The sequence below is a fragment of the Alteromonas sp. 009811495 genome (assembly GCF_028865455.1).
Taxonomy (GTDB): Bacteria; Pseudomonadota; Gammaproteobacteria; order Enterobacterales; family Alteromonadaceae; genus Alteromonas.
In genome coordinates this window covers 2,533,262-2,551,442 of sequence record NZ_CP113972.1, presented here as the reverse complement: position 1 = coordinate 2,551,442, position 18,181 = coordinate 2,533,262, and the positions used below count along the sequence as shown (strand labels likewise).

Genomic DNA, 18,181 nt, shown 5'->3' with positions numbered 1-18,181 from the left:
GGTGTTAATACAAACTGACTCAACTTGTTGTTTAACAATGTCAAATTGACGTTTTGAAAGAAGAGTGGAGTAGATGTACGTTAATGCTTTAGCGTTTAAAAAAAAACTATAAGGAACCTACTAATGCTGCATATAAAGCATGCTTTTAGTCCTACAAACCGCATGCTATTACCCATAAGGCGTCTGTTACAGCTATTTACGGTAATGCTGGTTTGTATGTTTTCTCTTCTACCTAAGGCGTATGCACAAACGCCAACTATCGCTGAATTCACTGAAGGCATGACTGAAAAAAGTGGGTTGATCCCCCTTTATTACAGTAGCAATGAAGACAAAATCTACCTAGCCGTGCCCAATAATAACGCGCAATTTCTTTTCCAAAGTAGTATGCCTTATGGTGTTGGGTCTAATGATATTGGATTAGATCGCGGACAGTTAGGGCAAACGCGGTTGATTAGCTTTGAGCGCTTTGGTAATAAAGTATTGCTCAAACAACACAACACGGAGTTTCGCGCAACGCGTGGTAGTGAGGCGGAAAAGCAAAGTATCGATGAAGCGTTTGCCGATTCAGTTATTGCCGGCTTTACGATAGTGGCTAAAAACGACTCTGCTAACTTGATTGATTACACGCCATTTTTACTAAGCGATATTCATGGCATCTCAAACCGTTTGGCAGGTACTAATCAAGGCAACTTTAGCGTGGATAAAACGCGCAGTGGCGTTTATTTGCCAAAGACGAAAGGTTTTGTAAAAAACACAGAGCTTGAAGCATTAGTCACCTTTGCTGGGAAGTCACCGGGTGATTATTTGCAGCAGGTAACGCCGGATGCAGAGAGTGTATCGGTGCACCTTCACCATTCTTTTGTGGCCTTGCCAGATGATAATTACACGCCGCGTGTATATCATCCTTACTCTGGTTATTGGAAGTTTAGGTACTTTGATTACTCAACACCTATTAGCGAACCTACTGAGCAGCGCTTTATTACTCGCCATCGTTTACACAAAAAGTCACCGCATGCGGCAATGAGCGAGGCCGTTGAGCCAATCGTGTACTACCTCGACCCAGGTATTCCCGAGCCGGTTATGTCGTCACTAAAAGAAGGCGCGAGTTGGTGGAATCAGGCTTTTGAAGCAGCAGGCTATAAAGATGCGTTCCAGGTAAAAGTTCTTCCTGAAGGTGCTGACCCAATGGATGTACGCTATAACGTGATTAATTGGGTGCACCGGGCGACGCGTGGCTGGTCATATGGCTCATCAGTAGTCGACCCTAGAACGGGGGAAATCATTAAAGGTCATGTCACATTGGGGTCGCTGCGAGTGCGGCAGGACTATCTAATTGCACTCGGTCTCACGAGTCCATTTAGCGACGGTAATACTGACACCTCAGCACAACAGGCCATGGCGCTTGATAGAATAAAGCAACTTTCTGCTCACGAAGTAGGGCATACATTAGGTATTGCACATAACTTTGCCGCCAGTGAAAACGACCGCGCATCTGTAATGGATTATCCCCATCCCAAAATTAGTTTAATTGACGGAAAAGTGTCACTTGTCGATGCCTATGATAAAGGCATAGGTGTATGGGATAAACATGCTGTTGCATATGGTTACCAAGACTTTGGAAGCAGCAACGCTCAGGATGCCGTTGAAGTTGAGGGTCTTGCAAAACTGATTGTACAAGCGCGAAATAAAGGACTTAAGTTTAAATCAGACTCTGATACTCGTAGTTCACGCCACGGTTCATCTAACGGACACATGTGGGAAAATGGCAGCGATCCATTAACGGCATTTGACGAAATTTCAGCTATTCGCCGCGTTGCATTGTCTAACTTGGGGCTTAATACCTTACCTGAAGGCAGCAGTCTTTCATCGCTAGAAAATGCTTTGGTACCTATCTATTTGCTCCATCGCTATCAATTAGAAGCTGTGGCAAAACAAGTGGGTGGTCTGCACTATGAATATGAAAGAAAAGGTGATTACACCACACCACAAGGGCAGCAGTTTGTAGCGCCTTCTGTGCAACAGCGTGCCATGGAACAACTTATTAACGCTTCGACATCGCAGTACTTGGAGTTGCCGCAATCGGTGTTAAACCTTATTCCACCTAGCGCCTACGGTGACGATATTACGCGTGAGCACTTTAAAGGCAAGATGGGGTTGATGCTAGATCCTGTGTCTGCAGCTGGTTCTGCGGCCAACTTTGCGCTTGAGTTACTGCTTCACCCAGAGCGATTAAATAGGCTGCAATGGCAAGCGCATAACAGTAAAGACCGTCGTCGAAAGGTGGACGTCACATTGTTGGTAAAACAAATTTTGACCGTTCACTGGTATAAGTCATCATCGGCGAGTCCGTTGGACGAACGTCTCAAATTAGTCGCGCTAAATGCAATAATGCGCGCGGTTGAAGATAAAGCGCTTGCCCCTGAAGTGAAGTTGGCTGCACAAGATGCACTAGTCGAGTTTACTCAGTGGCTCGAAAATGAAGCTGATGACGGGCGTTATGAAGTGATCTACGACCAATTTAAAACCTACTGGAAGTACGGAGAATACAATGGTGGGTTTGACGTAGAGCCATTACCACCGGGGTCGCCTATTTGATAAGCGTCATTCGGTTAGTGTACCAATCGTTATAAGAACATGCCGCTAGAGTTACTAGCGGCATGTTGCCATTGTCTATTCGTTAAAGCTCGACATAATTGGTGAACACTTTATACAGCTGTGTACCACTTAACACAGACGCTGAAGGGAAATGCAAAATGGGGATAAGATCGCAGGGGGCATACAATGTCCTACTGCCCTCATCTGTATCCAAGTCGTCTATGTTAAGCACTTGCGCTAACGGCTCGCCTTTTTTGACAATTTGACCTGGCTTGGCAATGTATTCAACCATGCCCCCCCAGTCAGTGAACATGGTTTTGTAATCTTTCAAGTAAACGCCTAACCGAGGCATGGGTTTAGGCGATATGTCACATTCGTGCAGCACCCCTTTAGCGTTTAAATAGCTAAGGATACTGGTGGCATCAATATCACCCTCTTTAAAATCGATGACTTCTTGGCTTCCCATTTCAAGGGTAAAGGCTTCAACGCTGAAATTAACGTCACGACCAAGGTTTTCACTAATGCAGTCTTGCAAAGTCCACCATGGACAGAAGGTGGCTTCATCTAACGCACCAGCAAAAACGTTTGGAATAAAAATGCAATGGGGAATATTAAACAGACTGGCGCTTTCTTTCGCATATTCAGGGATATAAACGTGTCTTGTCGAAACCGGACCATTGTGTAAGTCGAGCACATAATCGGCATTAACCGCCATTTGTTGCAACTTCAAGTTGAGCTGCTGTGCAAGACCTAGTCCCCACGGTTGCGCAAGCTTGTTGTCAATGGCGCGGCTTAAATGAGCACGGAAGCGTTGCTTAATACCATCGATTGACTCTTCTCGTGTCACCGTTTTAGCAAAATGTGCAACGGCCTCCTTGTCAAAAAAATAGCCGCGATTCCAATTTGTACCGTTTACTGGGTCGAAGCGACCGAGAGTATATTCACCCGCTTTGATGTTGGTCCCGATGGGATTACAGTTGGGGACCAATATTATTTCACCACAGATATCCATCTGCTTTAGGCGTTGTATCAAATGATAGATTACAACGTTGCCCTGAACTTCCGCTCCGTGAATAGAACTTTGAATATAAACCGTAGGGCCGGGCCTTGTACCTTTCATTCTGTAGATAGGTACGTTCATATTACGACCCGAGGCGTTTTGCGCCACGACCATGTGTTTTTTAACTACTTGCGTTGTCATGAATTAAACCTGAATTCTGTCGTTTTATTAAAATTCTGTTTACGCATTATTAGCGTGGCTTACATAGCTCGCATGATAAATTATCCGGTAACGTCCATTGTTGCCACTGGTGCTGCAAACCATCAAAGGTAATAAGTTGATTGATGGGAATATCCTCAAATTGCATGACAATTTGCATGGCGAGCATGGCTTGGTATGTACCTATGATATTCACAACTGGCGAGAAAATTCCGGCTTCTACACAGCTTAAATCTGGCGAAGCAAAGAGCGTGCGTAAGCAGCCGTAGCAACGGCTTTTACCCGGGATTGCAACAAACAGCTGCCCCTCAAAACGAATGGCTGAACCTGAAACTAATGGGGTATTGTGTCTAAAACACATCGTATTGATAAGATCTCGACTATCGGTGTTATCAGTACAATCTAATACAATGTCTGCATTTATAATGCAGTCTTGGTGTGCCTCAGAAAATGGTGATTCTACAGTGGTAATATTGCACTCACTGTTAAGTGACAATAAGCGGGCTTTGGCAGCAACCGCTTTATTCTCTCCCAAATTCGCTTCACTAAATAGCGTCTGACGGTGCAAATTGGTGTTTTCCACTTTATCAAAATCGATAAGAGTAATGTTGCCTATTCCACTTGCACATAAACTGGTTGCTGCGGCGGTGCCTAATCCGCCAACACCGACGATACAAACATGTGCATTTAGCAGTGCTTCTTGACCGTCTAAATCAATTTTAGGCAGAACAATGTGACGATTGTATCGCATTGCCTGATGATGAGATATTGCCTGTGACATAGGTTATGCCAACTTAAATGTTGAATTCATGGTATGCACCCCTATAAAGTGGTAACCAATAAGTATTTTGTGCGGGTACTTTAGCAAAACCTGTCAAAATGTCGCATATCAAATTAGGATTTTATATGTCAGTTGTTAGCCAACCTCTCAATATCGCTGTTCTTACTATTTCGGACACCCGAACGCTAGACACCGATAAATCAGGTGATTATCTGCAAAATGCTCTAGTGACAGCAGGTCACACGCTTAAAGATCGTGCATTAGTTAAAGACGACATATATCAGCAAAGAGCCGTTGTTTCGCAGTGGATTGCTGATAGCGAAGTTCACGCAATATTAATTACTGGCGGAACAGGTTTTACGCATCGCGACTCAACACCAGAAGCAATTAGTGTGCTTTTCGATAAGGAAGTGGATGGTTTTGGTGAGCTCTTTCGTCACATTAGCTTTCAAGAGATTGGAACGTCGACTATCCAGTCTCGTGCAATTGCTGGTTTTGCAAACAATACCGTTATATTTTGCCTGCCTGGTTCCACTGGCGCCTGCAAAACAGCGTGGGAGAAGATCATTGCCAGCCAGCTCGACGCTGACTTTAAGCCGTGTAATTTTGTAAAACATCTGGTGCAAGCATGAGTGCCTTTAGCCACTTGAATGCTGGCGGCGAGGCCAATATGGTTGACGTCAGTGATAAGGCTGTTACTAAACGAGAAGCAACTGCAGAAGGTTATTTGTATGTCAATGCGTCAGTAATTACGCAAATCAGCGAAGCGACAATTGCTAAAGGGGATGTGTTCGCCGTGGCTCGTGTTGCAGGCATTCAGGGGGCGAAGCGATGTAGCGATTTAATACCCTTGTGTCACCCTCTAGCGTTGTCGAAGGTCGATATCAATTTTGATGTGGATAGCCAAAATAGCCGTATAAAAGCGACTTGCTATTGCAAGTTAAGCGGCAAGACAGGTGTGGAAATGGAAGCGTTGACGGGGGTAAACGTGGCCTTGCTCACCTTGTTCGATATGTGCAAGGCGATTGACCCGTCGATGCATATGGAAGGCATTCGTGTACTAAACAAAAAAGGTGGCAAAACTGGTCACTGGACCAACGATCAATAGCGAACGAGTAGAACATGCACATTACCGTAAAAACCTTTGCACAAACTCGTGAAATAACCAACGAAGACAGCATTACGCTTTCGGTGGATAAGGGCGTTACCATTGGCGAACTCATTAAGATGTTGAGCCAACGAAGCGAAAAATGGGATTTAGCGTTATCTGGCAGCGTACTAACCGCACGAAACCAACAATTGTGCGATGCGAGTACTGTAATTGAAGATGGTGATGAAATTGCACTATTCCCACCGGTTACAGGAGGCTAGCAGTGTTTGCACGCGTTCAACAAGATAACTTCGCCTTTGACGAGCTGTACAATGAACTCGTTGAATATTCTCTCACAATTGCGCCTGGTAACACGGGAGCCATTGTTACCTTTACTGGTTTAGTGCGCGATTTTAACAATAGTGGCGATATTGAAGGCATTGAACTAGAACATTATCCAGGTATGACTGAAAAGGCATTGCTATCGCTTGTTGAACAAGCCTGTGAACGTTTTTCGTTAAACGGTGCAGGCGCGGTGCATAGGGTCGGACGTTTGTATAATAATGAACAGATTGTATGGGTAGGGGCTGCTGCACCGCATAGACAAGCCGCGTTTGAAGCGGCTAACTTTTTAATGGACATGCTCAAACAGTCGGTTCCACTGTGGAAAAAGGAGTTTAAAGGTGATTCTGCGACATGGGTTGAAGCCAAGGCGTCTGATGACAAAGCCGCGTTGAAATGGATGCGTGAAACCCCGCGAGCAAATGAAAAGTAATGAGTCGCTTTTTAACCGCAGCCATTTTTCTAACCGCTATTTTGGCAATGCTATTGCTGGGTAAGCCTGTTTTCTCAGCAGAAGAGCGTAGTGTTGATACACTCAATGTGGCGGTAGCTGCTAACTTCGCTAAGCCATTGCAGTTCTTTGCTAACCAGTTTTCACAGATAACGGGTATTGAAACGCGGATTACCGTGTCATCGAGTGGAACGCTATACGCACAACTGCAACACGGTGCACAGTTTGATGTTTTTTTATCTGCAGACAGGCAGCGCCCTATCGCTTTGGCTGAAAGTGGGGTGGTGCATACAGAAAATGTTGTTAATTACGCACAGGGGCAGCTTGCTTTTGTGTATCGAACGTCTGATTTTACACAAGTGCCAGATGCATTATCTGAGTTAGTATTGTCAGCCATGTCTATGGGAAAGGTGGCTATGGCTAACCCAAAACTTGCACCCTATGGCGATGCAGCAAAAGACGTGCTAGACACCCTGAATCTCTACAATGATATGCAAACGCACCGTGTAATAGGTAAAAATGTACTTCAAACTTATCAGTTTTTTACCACGAATAACGTAAGCGGGGCCTTTGTTGCATACTCGCTGACACCAGTCGTGATGCAGGAGCAAGATAAAAATATAGGTACATTTTTAGTACCGTCTTCATTGCACAAACCCATTGTGCAGTCATTAGCAATAAACAGTAGGGTAAAAGCACAACTTGTTCCGAATAGGTTTAACGAGCTACCTTTCAATAAAAGTGACGCGCTAATGAGAGTGTCTGCTAGTAATTTATTTGTTCAGTACCTTTTGTCTGACAAAGTACAAGCGCAGCTAAATGAATGGGGATATTTGCCCGCAAAGAAGACCGACATTGTAGGCCCTCCTGAAGTAGAGCTAGTACAAAAATGACTGAAGTATTGGACTATTTTACACCCTCAATGTTGGATGCTATCGCGTTAACGCTCAAGCTTGCATTAGTAACAAGTGTCATCTTGTTGCTTTTGACTTTGCCTATGGCTTGGTGGCTAGCCAACTGGCAAGGCCGAGTTAAACCATTGTTTATGGCAATTTTTGCCTTGCCTCTGGTGTTGCCACCCACAGTCCTTGGGTTCTATTTGTTGATTGCATTCTCACCTCAGGGTGGGCTTGGACAAACTTGGCAAGCATTAACTGGGCAAACCCTTGCATTTAGCTTTGAAGGCTTAGTGTTAGGCTCGCTTATTTACTCTTTACCTTTCGCTCTACAACCTTTGTATAGCGGATTTACTCAGTTAGATAAACGCTATTTGGAAGTAGCGACAACGATGGGTTTTTCTCCGCTATCATGTTTTATCAAAATTGTAGTGCCTATGTGTAAGACGCCAATATTGGTCGCCTTCGCATTAAGTTTTGCACACACCATTGGTGAATTTGGGGTGGTGTTGATGATTGGTGGCAACATACCGGGCGAAACTCAGGTTTTGTCAATTGCCTTGTATGAGCATGTGGAGTCGCTGGCGTATCAGCAGGCCCATGTGCTTTCGTTTAGTCTGTTAGTCTTTTCGTTTTTATTGCTCGCTGCTCTTTATCGCTTAAACGGCGACAAACTTGGTGGTTCCAATAATAACGCGCAATCGACGTCTCGGTATAAGCCTCGCTAGCATGGAATTTTCCGTAACACTACCTTCGCGAATTACTGCAGACGTCTCGTTTAATGAAACGGTACGTTTTGTTGGTATTACAGGACCCTCTGGCGCAGGAAAAAGTAGCTTGTTGCGCGCGCTAGCAGGTGTTGAGCCAAAGTCTAATGTTGTCGTAGATTGGGGCGGGCGTACTAGCAAAATAGGTATAGTATTCCAGCAGCCCATGCTGTTTCCCCACGTTAATGTTAGGGGGAATTTTGCGTTGGCAACGCGCTACGCCTCAGATAATGCTATGCAGATAACTGAAGCGCTAAAGGGTTGTTGTTGTGAGCATTTAATTGACAAAGATGTGTCAACGCTATCTGGTGGGGAAGCGCAACGAGTGGCCATAGCCCGCGCGCTTGTTAATGGGCCTGATGTCTTGTTGCTAGATGAATCGTTAAGTGCCATCGATGTCAACACTCGCCGGAAAATCTATCGTTTCCTTAAATCGCTTTGCGACAAGCAAGACTTGATCTGTATGGTCATTTCTCACGACCTCGATGATTTGGCCCTGTTTAGTGACGAAATGCTCTATGTTGCCGATGGTGCAATTGCTGCTCAAGGTAATATAAACGCGCTAATTGAACACAATGTGTCGAAAGGCGAAGTCGAGAGTTCTACTGCGATGTTATGTGGGGTGCTGGCCGACGACCTCTGTGATAATGCTACAAACGGCGCGTTTGATACTGGTATTGTAGGCGTTGAGATGGGTGACACAGTAGTTTACGTATGTCGCGACAATATTGCGCCTGAAAATGCGCTTGATCATCGAGAGAAGCCTAGTGACAAAAAGTGGCCCAGTGAAAAAAAGTGGGTTCGTTTTGCTGTTAAAGCCTGCGATGTGAGTGTTGATACTAATACGCAGGCAATCGACAAAAACACGACTTCCAGTATACTTAATGCGCTTAAATGCACTATCACCGCTATAACAGAAATGCCAAATGCTGAAGCGCCAAACGAAAGTGCAATGAAAAAGGGGAAGGTATTACTTACCTTGGCTATTGACGAAAATAGCCATCCCACTTCATATCACAGCGGCGTGACTCAGTTTATTTATGCAAGTATTAGCGTAATGTCTTTGAAGCGCCTAAATTTAGCTGTAGGCACGCAGGTAATCGCACGCTTTAAACTGGCTTAGGTCAAATAGCCTTAGAATACCGCGTCAGCACAGCATCTGTATTCAAATAAGCATCGAAGCGCGCGCAAATCGCACGTATGTAAATGCGAGCATGCTCGGGCACATAAATACATTCACTGCCTAATTCAATGAGTCCGTCTTTTTCTAAGGGTAATAGGTTTTCCAATGCGTCAGCAAAATAGTTATCAAAACTAATCGCATATTTGTCTTCGACAGCGCGCTTATTTAAAGCAAGATTGCACATTAAGCTTGAGATAATATCGCGGCGAATCAGGTCGTCTAGACTCAGTGTTAACCCTATGGTGGCAGCTGGTAGGTTGGCGTCTAAACGTTCATAATATTCTTTTAATGCTTTGGGGTTTTGAGCAAACGCATTACCTATTGTACTTATTGACGACACACCTATACCAAGTAAATCGCTGCCACCGTGGGTAGTGTATCCTTGAAAGTTTCTGTGCAGCTCCCCTTTATTTTTGGCTATTGCCAGGGTGTCGCTCGACTTTGCAAAGTGGTCTAGTCCAATCATCTCGTAGCCTACGCTTTTAAAGCTATCTACTGCAAAGTTGTACAGCTCTGCTTTCAGTTCTGCGCTTGGGAGTATTTCGTCACCAAATTTGCGTTGAGCTGCAAAACGTTCTGGTAAGTGCGCGTAGCTAAACAGCGATATCCTATCTGGCTGCATGGCTTTAGTTGCCGCAATGGTGGTTTTAAAGGTATCGCGGGTTTGGTTGGGCAAACCGTAAATTAAGTCGAGGTTTATGGACTTAAAACCGAGTGTTCGTGCTTCAAAGACTAAATCGGCAATATGAGCAGTACTTTGCACACGATTGATTGTATGTTGTACTTTGTAGTCAGTATCCTGCAAGCCAAAACTTAATCGCGTGTACCCAAGGTTTTTAAGTGTTTTTAGATAAGCGGCGTCTACGTTTCTAGGATCTAATTCAATAGAGAGTTCTGCGTCAGCGGAAAAAGCATAATGCTTTTTCAATATGTACATCAAAAACGTATGTTGTGTCGCGCTTAGAAAACTGGGGGAGCCGCCGCCGAGGTGAAGTGCAACCACCTTTTTGTTGGCAGAAATTACCTGTTTTGCGACCATTTCTTTTTCTAAATAAGCCAGATAGTCGTCAGCTTTTTCATTATGGCGAGTGACTAACTTATTACAGCCACAGTAATAGCAAAGCGTTTTACAAAAAGGGATATGAACATACAAACTTAATTCATTTGTGGTGCTTGAGTCACTTGCAAGTGTCAAAAGGTCACTGTCGATGGGCTCAAATTTTAATGCGGTAGGATATGAAGTATACCGTGGCGCATGTTGAGCATATTTCGTAATAAAAGATTGTGTATTGTCTTTGTGTTGTAGTGTTGTCATCTTAGTAATCTTTTTGCACTTGGTAATAGGGTAGGCGAGTCACAGGGTCAAACCTGTGAATAGTGTATACAAATAATGGAGAGGGGCTTTGATCTACTTCAACGTTTTGGTGCTAAACGCATTCATTTTACTGCTGATGCCAATTCTTGGGATACAAGCGATATGGGTGAGAAAAAAGGCGCTTCGTTTACCCGAACCTGAAGGACAGCGTGAGTATGATTTTAACACTGACTTGCTGCACTGCTCTGACTCAATGGCAAAGAGAACGTTGATGATAGTGGGCGATTCCGCAGCAGCCGGCGTAGGTGCAAAATCTCAAGATGAAGCGCTCAGTGGCCGTATTTCACATTTAGCGCCCAAAGGGCTGCTTTCACGCGTGTCATTACACGCAACCACTGGGCTCACCAGTGACGATGTCGTTAATTTGTTAACACAAATTCCAGCAAAGTCTTATTGCACAGCACTGGTGTCAATGGGCGTAAATGATGTGACTAAATTTGTCTCTTTAAACGCGTGGCGAATAAACATAGAACGTGTGGCATCGTTGCTTAAGCACAAGTTCAATTGCCAAAGTATTATTTTCACCGCTTTACCGCCGATGCATTTGTTTCCTGTTATTCCGCAACCTCTGCGCACAATATTAGGGATTCGTGCCTACCTTTTTAACAAAGTGTTACAACGCTATATTGCGAAAAGTGATAGCGCACAAATTTTGCGTATCAACATAATGGAACAAGGCTCGGCAGCAAGGTCGATGAAAGACAGTGGGTTGATGGCAGAAGACGGCTTCCATCCATCGAGTAAAGGTTACGCCGTTTGGGCAAATCAAGTGGTGCAGTTGATGATTAAAGATGAAAGTGGGGCGTAAAAGTAAATAAGGGTAAATTTGCCCCGTACTTTGTACTATTTGTCGCTGAATGCCTCGAAACACTTGAAGTTTCTTTTTGTAACCTTATGTTGTGATGTAGTACAGTTTGCGATGTTTAGCTTTTTCTAAAGCTGAGCAAACGCGGTGAATTCATACCACGTAAAATGCGTTGGTTTCCAATAAGTGAGTGAGCATGCAAAAAGTAACGGTTAATATGGTGTCGGATGTGGTATGCCCATGGTGTATCGTGGGTTATGAACGTCTGCAAAAGGCCATAAAACTTGTCGACGGCATAGAAGTAGACATCAAGTTTCATCCCTTTGAGTTAAACCCCAATATGGACCAAGCAGGGCAAAACTTGCGTGAACACATAATGGAAAAGTACGGCATCAGTGAGCAGCAAAGCGCAGACAACAGAGCAAGGTTAGTGCAAGCGGGTGAAGCATTGGGCTTTGCATTTAACTTTTCTGACGACAGTCGAATGCAAAACACGTTTAAAGCGCATCAACTTATTCATTTTGCGGCATCGCTAGGCGCCGAAGAGGCGATGAAACTGCGCTTGTTTAAAGCGTATTTTACCGAGGGTAAAAATATTAACGATATTGATGTGTTGGTTGAAGAAGCTACTCAAGTTGGGATAGAGCCAGCCAGCGCACGAGAAGTATTAATGTTAGAACAGTATGCACAACAAGTGCGACAAGAAGAGAATTTGTGGCTTCAACGCGGTGTGCAGAGCGTACCTACATTTGTTATTGGCAATCAAGGTGTAGCTGGCGCGCAAGAACCTGAAACGCTTGCTGCGTTTATTAAACAAGCGGCAAACGCACAGTAATATTTGACAGGGCGTGTATGAGTAATCACATAAATCACTTACTTAACCAGTGGGCTGCGCTTAAAGACAAGCATAAATGGGTGTTGGGCTTTATCTATAAAACAGAGGGCTCTTGCTATCGCAAAGCGGGCGCTATGATGTTATTTAGTGACGCTGGCCATCAGTTAGGAATACTAAGCGGCGGCTGCTTGGAAAGTGATATTGTAAAAAAAGCTCACCGTGTAATGACTGATGGCGTTAGCCGAACAGCAGTTTATGACGATGAAGATGAAGAGGATATTGCTTTTAAGCTTGGCGTTGGTTGCGGCGGTGTGGTCTATCTAGCACTTGTTCCGCTTAACGCATCAAATGGCTATCTTGCCTTGGATGAGGTTAATAAACGACTTTGTGCTGGTCTGCATTGTCAATGGCAAACGAATGTAGCGGGCACAAAAGGCGTATGTATTGCCTTTGAACAAGACAACGAATTGCCAAGTAAAGCGGTGTTGAATGACGAACACGTGTTGAGTGTGCCTATGCAACCGCCTGTTCACTTGTTAGTTATTGGTGGTGGGTATGACGCTACATTTATGGCACAACTTGCTAATCATCAAGGTTGGCTAGTGAGCTTATGGGATCCAAGGCCAGCACAGGCGCGAGTGGAACACTTCCCAACTGTGAACTATCTCATCGACGATACCAGTGCAGAGGGCTTGTCATTACATATGGCTGAGCACAATATTCAGGCCGCAGTGCTTATGTCGCATCACAGAGAAGTTGATGCTAAAGCACTCAAAGTATTGAGTGGGCATCAACTTACTTATGTGGCTATGCTCGGACCATTACACAGAAAACAAGAGATAATTGATCTCGCCGAGATAGAAAATACGGATTTTTGTCACCATTTCGCCAGCCCAGCAGGCTTTGATATTGGTGGTGAACTGCCCGAGCATATAGCGCTGTCGGTAGTGTCCCAATGCCATGCTGTGTTTCATGGTAAACCAGCGAATTTAATGAAGTCGTAAATGTGCCAACACCATTTCAGAAAGCGCGTTTAAAAGCGCTTTCTGAACGTGACACCAACACTTTTAGGTGCACCCGGATAAGCCATTATTTTTCCTGTTTGCACAGGCACATCAAATCCGCTTCTGGCGACATACTCTTCGTCAAACACGTTTCGTGCCCACGCAATAATTTCACTATCCCATTGTGGAATTTGCATGCTTAATCGAGCATTGAACAACCCATAAGAACCCGCATATTTGTATGGATCATTGGCATCGTCTAAAAACACATCGCCCGTATATTGATAATCAACACTTGCTACGAACAGTAAACTGTCATAGGAAAAATGGTGATTTAGCATAATGGTCAATGTATTTTCTGGTTCAAAACCCACGCGGTCGCCTTTGCGAGAACAGAAAGGAGCACTAGGGGTTTGACGACCCGGATCATCGATTTCAGTATGCCATGTATAAGCCACCCAACATGTACCTTTTTCAAATTCATCAAACCGTGCGAGGGTACGTGCCGCATTAATATGAAGCTCTGTATCGCTTGTAATAAGCCACGTAGTCTCAACTTCAAGACCTTTTATTACAATATCCCCCGCGTTTTGCAGATTAAAGCCACTCCCTGTGAACGTTGTCGCTTGAAAATCACTAATGCGCGTGTAGTGAGCGGCTGCATTTATGCGCAGACCATACTGCGGAAAATCGTGTTTTATGCCTATTTCAACACTACGCGATTTTTCCGCATCAAATAACGGGTCGAGCGATGGCAAAATACGGTCTGTATTTGTACCTCCCGCTTTGTAACCTGTCGCCACGCTTGTGTAGGTGAGTATGTTCTCATAAGGCGTGTAAGCAAGTTTGAGCGTACCGGTTAATTGATCATCTTCTATACGCGCATCCAGTGCAGGTCGAGGTAGCACCGCTGCAGATCCTAAAAAGAAATACCCCCATCCGGCTTGCTGAAAAGGTTCAATAGTTGATAATGCGTCGCTAGACGGTATGTTACCACTCAAGAGTGCGTTACCAATTGCGTCAAGGCCCTGTATTGCTAATGGTACGTTAGGCCACAGAGCAGGGTCTTGTGGTAGCCCATTTATTTCAGGGCCTTGCTCAAAGTACTCGCCGTCAATGCGCTTTTCTTCGTGCGTGAAGCGAAGCCCGGTAGTGAGTGTAAATGCATCTGTAATTGTCCAGTCTGTTTGGGCGAATAAAGCAATGCTATCTTGCTCTTGGTCAGCATTATGCCTAAATGCAGTATTCGCAGGTGCAGGCATAGCTGCCGGCGCAATTAAGCCACCACTTAAGTTACTTAATTGATTGATAGCGTTAGCTAACGGTAATAGTTCGTTGCCAACAGCATTAAAAAATGATGGGAAATCACTTTGGGTTGTAGTGTCGAAGGTGAGGTCGAGGTTTTGTGTAAAATAGTATGCGCCTAGTATTGCTTGTAAAGCGTCACTTTTAAAATGTAATCGCAATTCTTGAGAAAATGATTGTTGCCTCGCATCGTTCGTCGCGGTAAGTAAGTCGGCGTTAGAAAAATCAGTATCAACGGTATCTAGGCTATCAAAAGCCCGATAGGCAGAAATACTGACAACATCCCATTTTTCATCTAACTCAACATCAACTTGCAATGAAATGCCTTTGTCTTCCATTTTAGATAAAGGCGTTTGCGATAACGATGTTTTATAGTCAAAGAATTGGTTCTTACTGTAAATCGTTGCGTTAAACGGTGGTTGAGATAATAGGGCATCGGTGCCAAATTTGCCTGTGACATCGTTTGCTTGAAGGTTATTTTGATAAGTAAGCGCACCACAGCACCGCTCGTCTAACTCTCCATAATCAGCAATTAGCCGCATACTAATAGTGTTGCTAGGGGTATAAAGCACTTGGGCTTTAATAGCTGAACGGTTGCGATTATTGAGCGTTTGGCCAGATACCTCTTCTTGGATAAAACCGTCACTTTGGGTAGTAAAGCCTGAGAAACGCAGCGCCAACACATCGTCGACCAACGAAAACGACGAGGCAGCACTTAGTCTTAGCAAATCATCATTACCCAACATGACTTCCGCAAAGCCGTTGTGCCCATCATGGCTTGGAGCAACAGAGGTTACTGTCATAGCACCAGCAGCTGTGTTCTTGCCAAAGAGGGTGCCTTGTGGTCCCCTCAGTATCTCTACCGCACTTATGTCAACTAAGTCATTTATTAACGCATTTTGTCTTGAACGATACACCCCATCTACATAAAGTCCGACAGACGATTCAAAGCCGAAATTCTGCGCCGATGTTCCAATGCCGCGTATAGAGAAACCAGAATTAGTCACACTTTGGCTTTGAAAAGCGGCAAATGCTGGAACGTAATTTTGCAAGTCAAAAATGTCCCGAGATGCTGTTTGTACTAGGTCCTCGTTTGAGAGTGCGGTAACGGCCACGGGAATAGCTTGTAGATTTTGTGGCGTTTTCTGCGCTTGAACTACTATGCGTTCAAGCGTAGCGGTTTCATCGATATTTTGTTGTTGAGCTGCACTTGGTAGTGAGAGTAAGCAGCATGAAAGCGTGCCAAATATTACTGTAGGGTGAGTCGATAACTTCATTGTTTTTCTTTTTAATTTGCATAACCGTTCACGCCTTAGATTCGCGACCGAGTACGCCTTTTCCATAAGTAAAATCGTGGGAATTTCACGAAAACCAGTTTGTGTGCGCAGTAAATATACATTAGGCGCTATCCTTATTGCACGAATTTGACGCAAACATGTCAAATTTTGTACGTATCGTGTCGAATACAACAACAAGTAACCGATGAATCGCGACTTTCATAGTTTCACATGATGCACACCTATTCAAAATATCAATTAAACTTATATTTCAACTTTCCTTAGTATGGTTTTATTACTTAACAAATTGATAACATCAGGGCGTTGAATGACAGATATCTATTTGGTGCGCCACGGCCAAGCCTCTTTTGGAAAAGCAAATTACGACAAACTCAGTGAGTTAGGCGCTCAGCAAGCGCACTGGCTTGGCGACTATTTCAAACACCGTGATGTTACTTTTGATGCGGTGTTCATGGGGGACATGGTCCGACATCAAGAAACAAAAGAGGGGATAGCCGCAGGTATTGCTTCTGACTCTCATAAACTGCCAGAGGCAATCGTAAATAGTGGGTTGAATGAATTTAATTTTCAAGCAGTTGCAAAGGCATATTTGCATCGCTTTCCTGACGAAAAAGTGCCAGAAGGGGCTTCGTCTTCTGAATATTACCGTTTACTAAAAAAAGCAATGCTAGCGTGGTCTCAGGATGCCCTAGAACATGCCCACCTTGATGAAACATGGAAAGCATTTGAGCAGCGAGTAAGTAACGTATTAGGCGAACTTCAGCAGTTGGATGCGAAGCGTATATTGGTTGTCAGTTCCGGTGGCGCTATTGCCATGATGTTAAAACAAATATTGGGCTACAGCGATGCGAAAGTCGTTGATATGAATTTGCAGATCCGCAACGCCAGCTTTTCACAATGCTTCGCTAATCCGCGAGGTATACATTTAAATAACTTCAACAGTGTACCTCACTTAGATGTGATAGACAGGTTACACGCCATTACCTATAGCTAAATGGGGCCGTTATGAATTTTGAATACAACGACAAGACACAAGCGCTCTTAGAAAAATTGAGAGCTTTCATGGAGCAGGAAGTATATCCCATCGAAAAGGAATATATTCATGCGGTAGAGAGTGCCAGTGGCGATGCGCGCTGGAAAACACCTGAAATGATGCAAACGCTAAAGCAAAAAGCGAAAGATGCAGGGTTATGGAATTTATTCTTACCTGAAGAGTATAAGCCGTATGGCGCGGGTTTAACCAATGCTGAGTATGCGCCACTGTGTGAAGAAATGGGGCGTGTGTTGTTTAGTTCAGAAATTTTCAACTGTAGTGCACCAGATACCGGCAATATGGAAGTGCTTGCAAAATATGGTAGCGATGCACACAAAAAGCAGTGGCTAGAGCCTTTATTAAACGGCGAGATACGTTCAGCGTTTGCCATGACCGAGCCTGCTGTTGCGTCAAGCGATGCAACGAATATTGAAACGTCAATAAAGCGTGATGGTGATGAATACGTTATCAACGGGCGTAAATGGTATACCAGTGGTGCAATGAATGAGAACTGCAAAATCATGGTGGTGATGGGAAAAACTGACTTCGATGCACCCCGCCATCAGCAGCAATCTCAAATTTTAGTGCCCATGAATACAAAGGGAGTGACCATAGTACGACCTATGTCCGCGATGGGATACTACGATGAGCCTGTTGGGCATGCGGAAGTGTTGTTTGAAGATGTACGTGTGCCTGCTGAAAATCTACTGTTAGGTGAAGGCCGCGGTTTTGAGATTGCGCAGGGTCGTTTAGGACCGGGTCGTATTCATCACTGTATGCGTCTTATTGGCTGTGCGCAACGCGCGCTTGATATGGCGTGTGAACGCGTTGAACAACGCGTTGCCTTTGGTAAACCATTAAGCAAGCAGCAGTCTGTAAGAGAAAGCATTGCCAAAATGTATTGTGACATTGAGCAAGCAAGGCTACTTACGTTAAAAGCGGCAGATAAAATGGACCGCTATGGCAACAAGATATCTCGCGACTTAATTGCAGCCATTAAAATTGTTGCGCCCACCATGGCCTGCAATGTTATTGATGAAGCTATTCAAATGCATGGTGCAGCAGGTACAAGTCAGGACTTTGTATTATCGGCGATGTACGCCTATGCTCGTACCATAAAGCTGGCAGATGGCCCTGACCAAGTGCATATGATGCAGTTAGGCCGTAACCTGATTGCAGAAAAGAACGCATAAGGAGAAGGT

At 44.4% G+C, this 18,181-nt stretch carries 17 protein-coding genes; 13 read left to right on the top strand and 4 right to left on the bottom strand.

The window, feature by feature from the left end:
* The first annotated feature begins 204 nt into the window (after nucleotides 1–204).
* Nucleotides 205–2,595, top strand: a complete 2,391-nt coding sequence (locus tag OZ660_RS11685) for a zinc-dependent metalloprotease (protein ID WP_446698982.1) — start codon at nucleotides 205–207, stop codon at nucleotides 2,593–2,595.
* An 82-nt stretch (nucleotides 2,596–2,677) separates the two neighbouring features.
* On the opposite strand, the gene OZ660_RS11680 is transcribed toward OZ660_RS11685, so the two are convergent.
* Together OZ660_RS11680 and OZ660_RS11675 are read right to left on the bottom strand one after the other, a co-directional pair.
* The gene (locus OZ660_RS11680; protein ID WP_202261748.1) at nucleotides 2,678–3,796 is read right to left on the bottom strand and encodes a succinylglutamate desuccinylase/aspartoacylase domain-containing protein; all 1,119 of its coding nucleotides are present in this window, start codon (nucleotides 3,794–3,796) and stop codon (nucleotides 2,678–2,680) included.
* A gap of 49 nt (nucleotides 3,797–3,845) precedes the next feature.
* Nucleotides 3,846–4,595 carry a HesA/MoeB/ThiF family protein gene (locus OZ660_RS11675; RefSeq protein ID WP_274741026.1) on the bottom strand — a complete coding sequence of 250 codons (750 nt, stop codon included), beginning with the start codon at nucleotides 4,593–4,595 and terminating at the stop codon, nucleotides 3,846–3,848.
* 125 nt (nucleotides 4,596–4,720) lie between these two features.
* Between OZ660_RS11675 and moaB the strand changes: the two genes are divergently transcribed.
* Genes moaB through OZ660_RS11640 form a run of 7 tightly spaced genes read left to right on the top strand, consistent with a single transcriptional unit; the run spans nucleotide 4,721 to nucleotide 9,264 of the window.
* Nucleotides 4,721–5,227 (top strand): molybdenum cofactor biosynthesis protein B, encoded by a 507-nt coding sequence (moaB, locus tag OZ660_RS11670; RefSeq protein ID WP_274741025.1) that lies wholly within the window; start codon nucleotides 4,721–4,723, stop codon nucleotides 5,225–5,227.
* Nucleotides 5,224–5,703 (top strand): cyclic pyranopterin monophosphate synthase MoaC, encoded by a 480-nt coding sequence (moaC, locus tag OZ660_RS11665; RefSeq protein ID WP_274741024.1) that lies wholly within the window; start codon nucleotides 5,224–5,226, stop codon nucleotides 5,701–5,703. Before moaB ends, moaC begins: the two co-directional genes overlap by 4 nt.
* 14 nt (nucleotides 5,704–5,717) lie before the next feature.
* On the top strand, nucleotides 5,718–5,966 hold the full coding sequence (locus OZ660_RS11660; protein WP_274741023.1) for a MoaD/ThiS family protein: 249 nt from the start codon (nucleotides 5,718–5,720) through the stop codon (nucleotides 5,964–5,966).
* A 2-nt stretch (nucleotides 5,967–5,968) separates the two neighbouring features.
* Complete coding sequence (locus OZ660_RS11655; protein WP_274741022.1) at nucleotides 5,969–6,460, top strand: molybdenum cofactor biosynthesis protein MoaE; 492 nt, start codon at nucleotides 5,969–5,971, stop codon at nucleotides 6,458–6,460.
* Nucleotides 6,460–7,371, top strand: a complete 912-nt coding sequence (modA, locus tag OZ660_RS11650; RefSeq protein WP_274741021.1) for a molybdate ABC transporter substrate-binding protein — start codon at nucleotides 6,460–6,462, stop codon at nucleotides 7,369–7,371. The genes OZ660_RS11655 and modA overlap by 1 nt, the downstream gene beginning before the upstream one ends.
* On the top strand, nucleotides 7,368–8,102 hold the full coding sequence (gene modB, locus OZ660_RS11645; RefSeq protein ID WP_274741019.1) for a molybdate ABC transporter permease subunit: 735 nt from the start codon (nucleotides 7,368–7,370) through the stop codon (nucleotides 8,100–8,102). The genes modA and modB overlap by 4 nt, the downstream gene beginning before the upstream one ends.
* A 1-nt stretch (nucleotide 8,103) precedes the next feature.
* A complete protein-coding gene (locus OZ660_RS11640; RefSeq protein ID WP_274741018.1) occupies nucleotides 8,104–9,264 on the top strand; it encodes an ATP-binding cassette domain-containing protein in 1,161 nt (386 codons plus the stop codon).
* Nucleotide 9,265: 1 nt separating this feature from the next.
* Here OZ660_RS11640 and hemN read toward each other — a convergent pair whose 3' ends face one another.
* On the bottom strand, nucleotides 9,266–10,639 hold the full coding sequence (hemN, locus tag OZ660_RS11635; protein ID WP_274741017.1) for an oxygen-independent coproporphyrinogen III oxidase: 1,374 nt from the start codon (nucleotides 10,637–10,639) through the stop codon (nucleotides 9,266–9,268).
* Nucleotides 10,640–10,727: 88 nt separating this feature from the next.
* On the opposite strand from hemN, the gene OZ660_RS11630 reads away from it, so the two are divergent.
* From OZ660_RS11630 to OZ660_RS11620, 3 genes are all read left to right on the top strand, one after another.
* Nucleotides 10,728–11,507 (top strand): SGNH/GDSL hydrolase family protein, encoded by a 780-nt coding sequence (locus OZ660_RS11630; protein ID WP_274741016.1) that lies wholly within the window; start codon nucleotides 10,728–10,730, stop codon nucleotides 11,505–11,507.
* A 193-nt stretch (nucleotides 11,508–11,700) separates the two neighbouring features.
* Entirely contained in the window at nucleotides 11,701–12,339 is a 639-nt protein-coding gene (locus OZ660_RS11625) for a DsbA family oxidoreductase (RefSeq protein WP_202261738.1), read from the top strand.
* 17 nt (nucleotides 12,340–12,356) lie between these two features.
* A complete protein-coding gene (locus OZ660_RS11620; RefSeq protein ID WP_274741015.1) occupies nucleotides 12,357–13,343 on the top strand; it encodes an XdhC family protein in 987 nt (328 codons plus the stop codon).
* 29 nt (nucleotides 13,344–13,372) lie between these two features.
* Here the strand turns inward: OZ660_RS11620 and OZ660_RS11615 are convergent, their stop codons facing one another.
* The gene (locus tag OZ660_RS11615; protein ID WP_274741014.1) at nucleotides 13,373–15,925 is read right to left on the bottom strand and encodes a TonB-dependent receptor; all 2,553 of its coding nucleotides are present in this window, start codon (nucleotides 15,923–15,925) and stop codon (nucleotides 13,373–13,375) included.
* Between the two features lie 328 nt (nucleotides 15,926–16,253).
* Between OZ660_RS11615 and OZ660_RS11610 the strand changes: the two genes are divergently transcribed.
* Complete coding sequence (locus OZ660_RS11610) at nucleotides 16,254–16,940, top strand: histidine phosphatase family protein (RefSeq protein WP_226432702.1); 687 nt, start codon at nucleotides 16,254–16,256, stop codon at nucleotides 16,938–16,940.
* Nucleotides 16,941–16,951: 11 nt separating this feature from the next.
* Nucleotides 16,952–18,172: an acyl-CoA dehydrogenase family protein gene (locus OZ660_RS11605; RefSeq protein WP_274741013.1), complete on the top strand. Its 1,221-nt coding sequence runs from the start codon at nucleotides 16,952–16,954 to the stop codon at nucleotides 18,170–18,172.
* Nucleotides 18,173–18,181 lie beyond the last annotated feature (9 nt).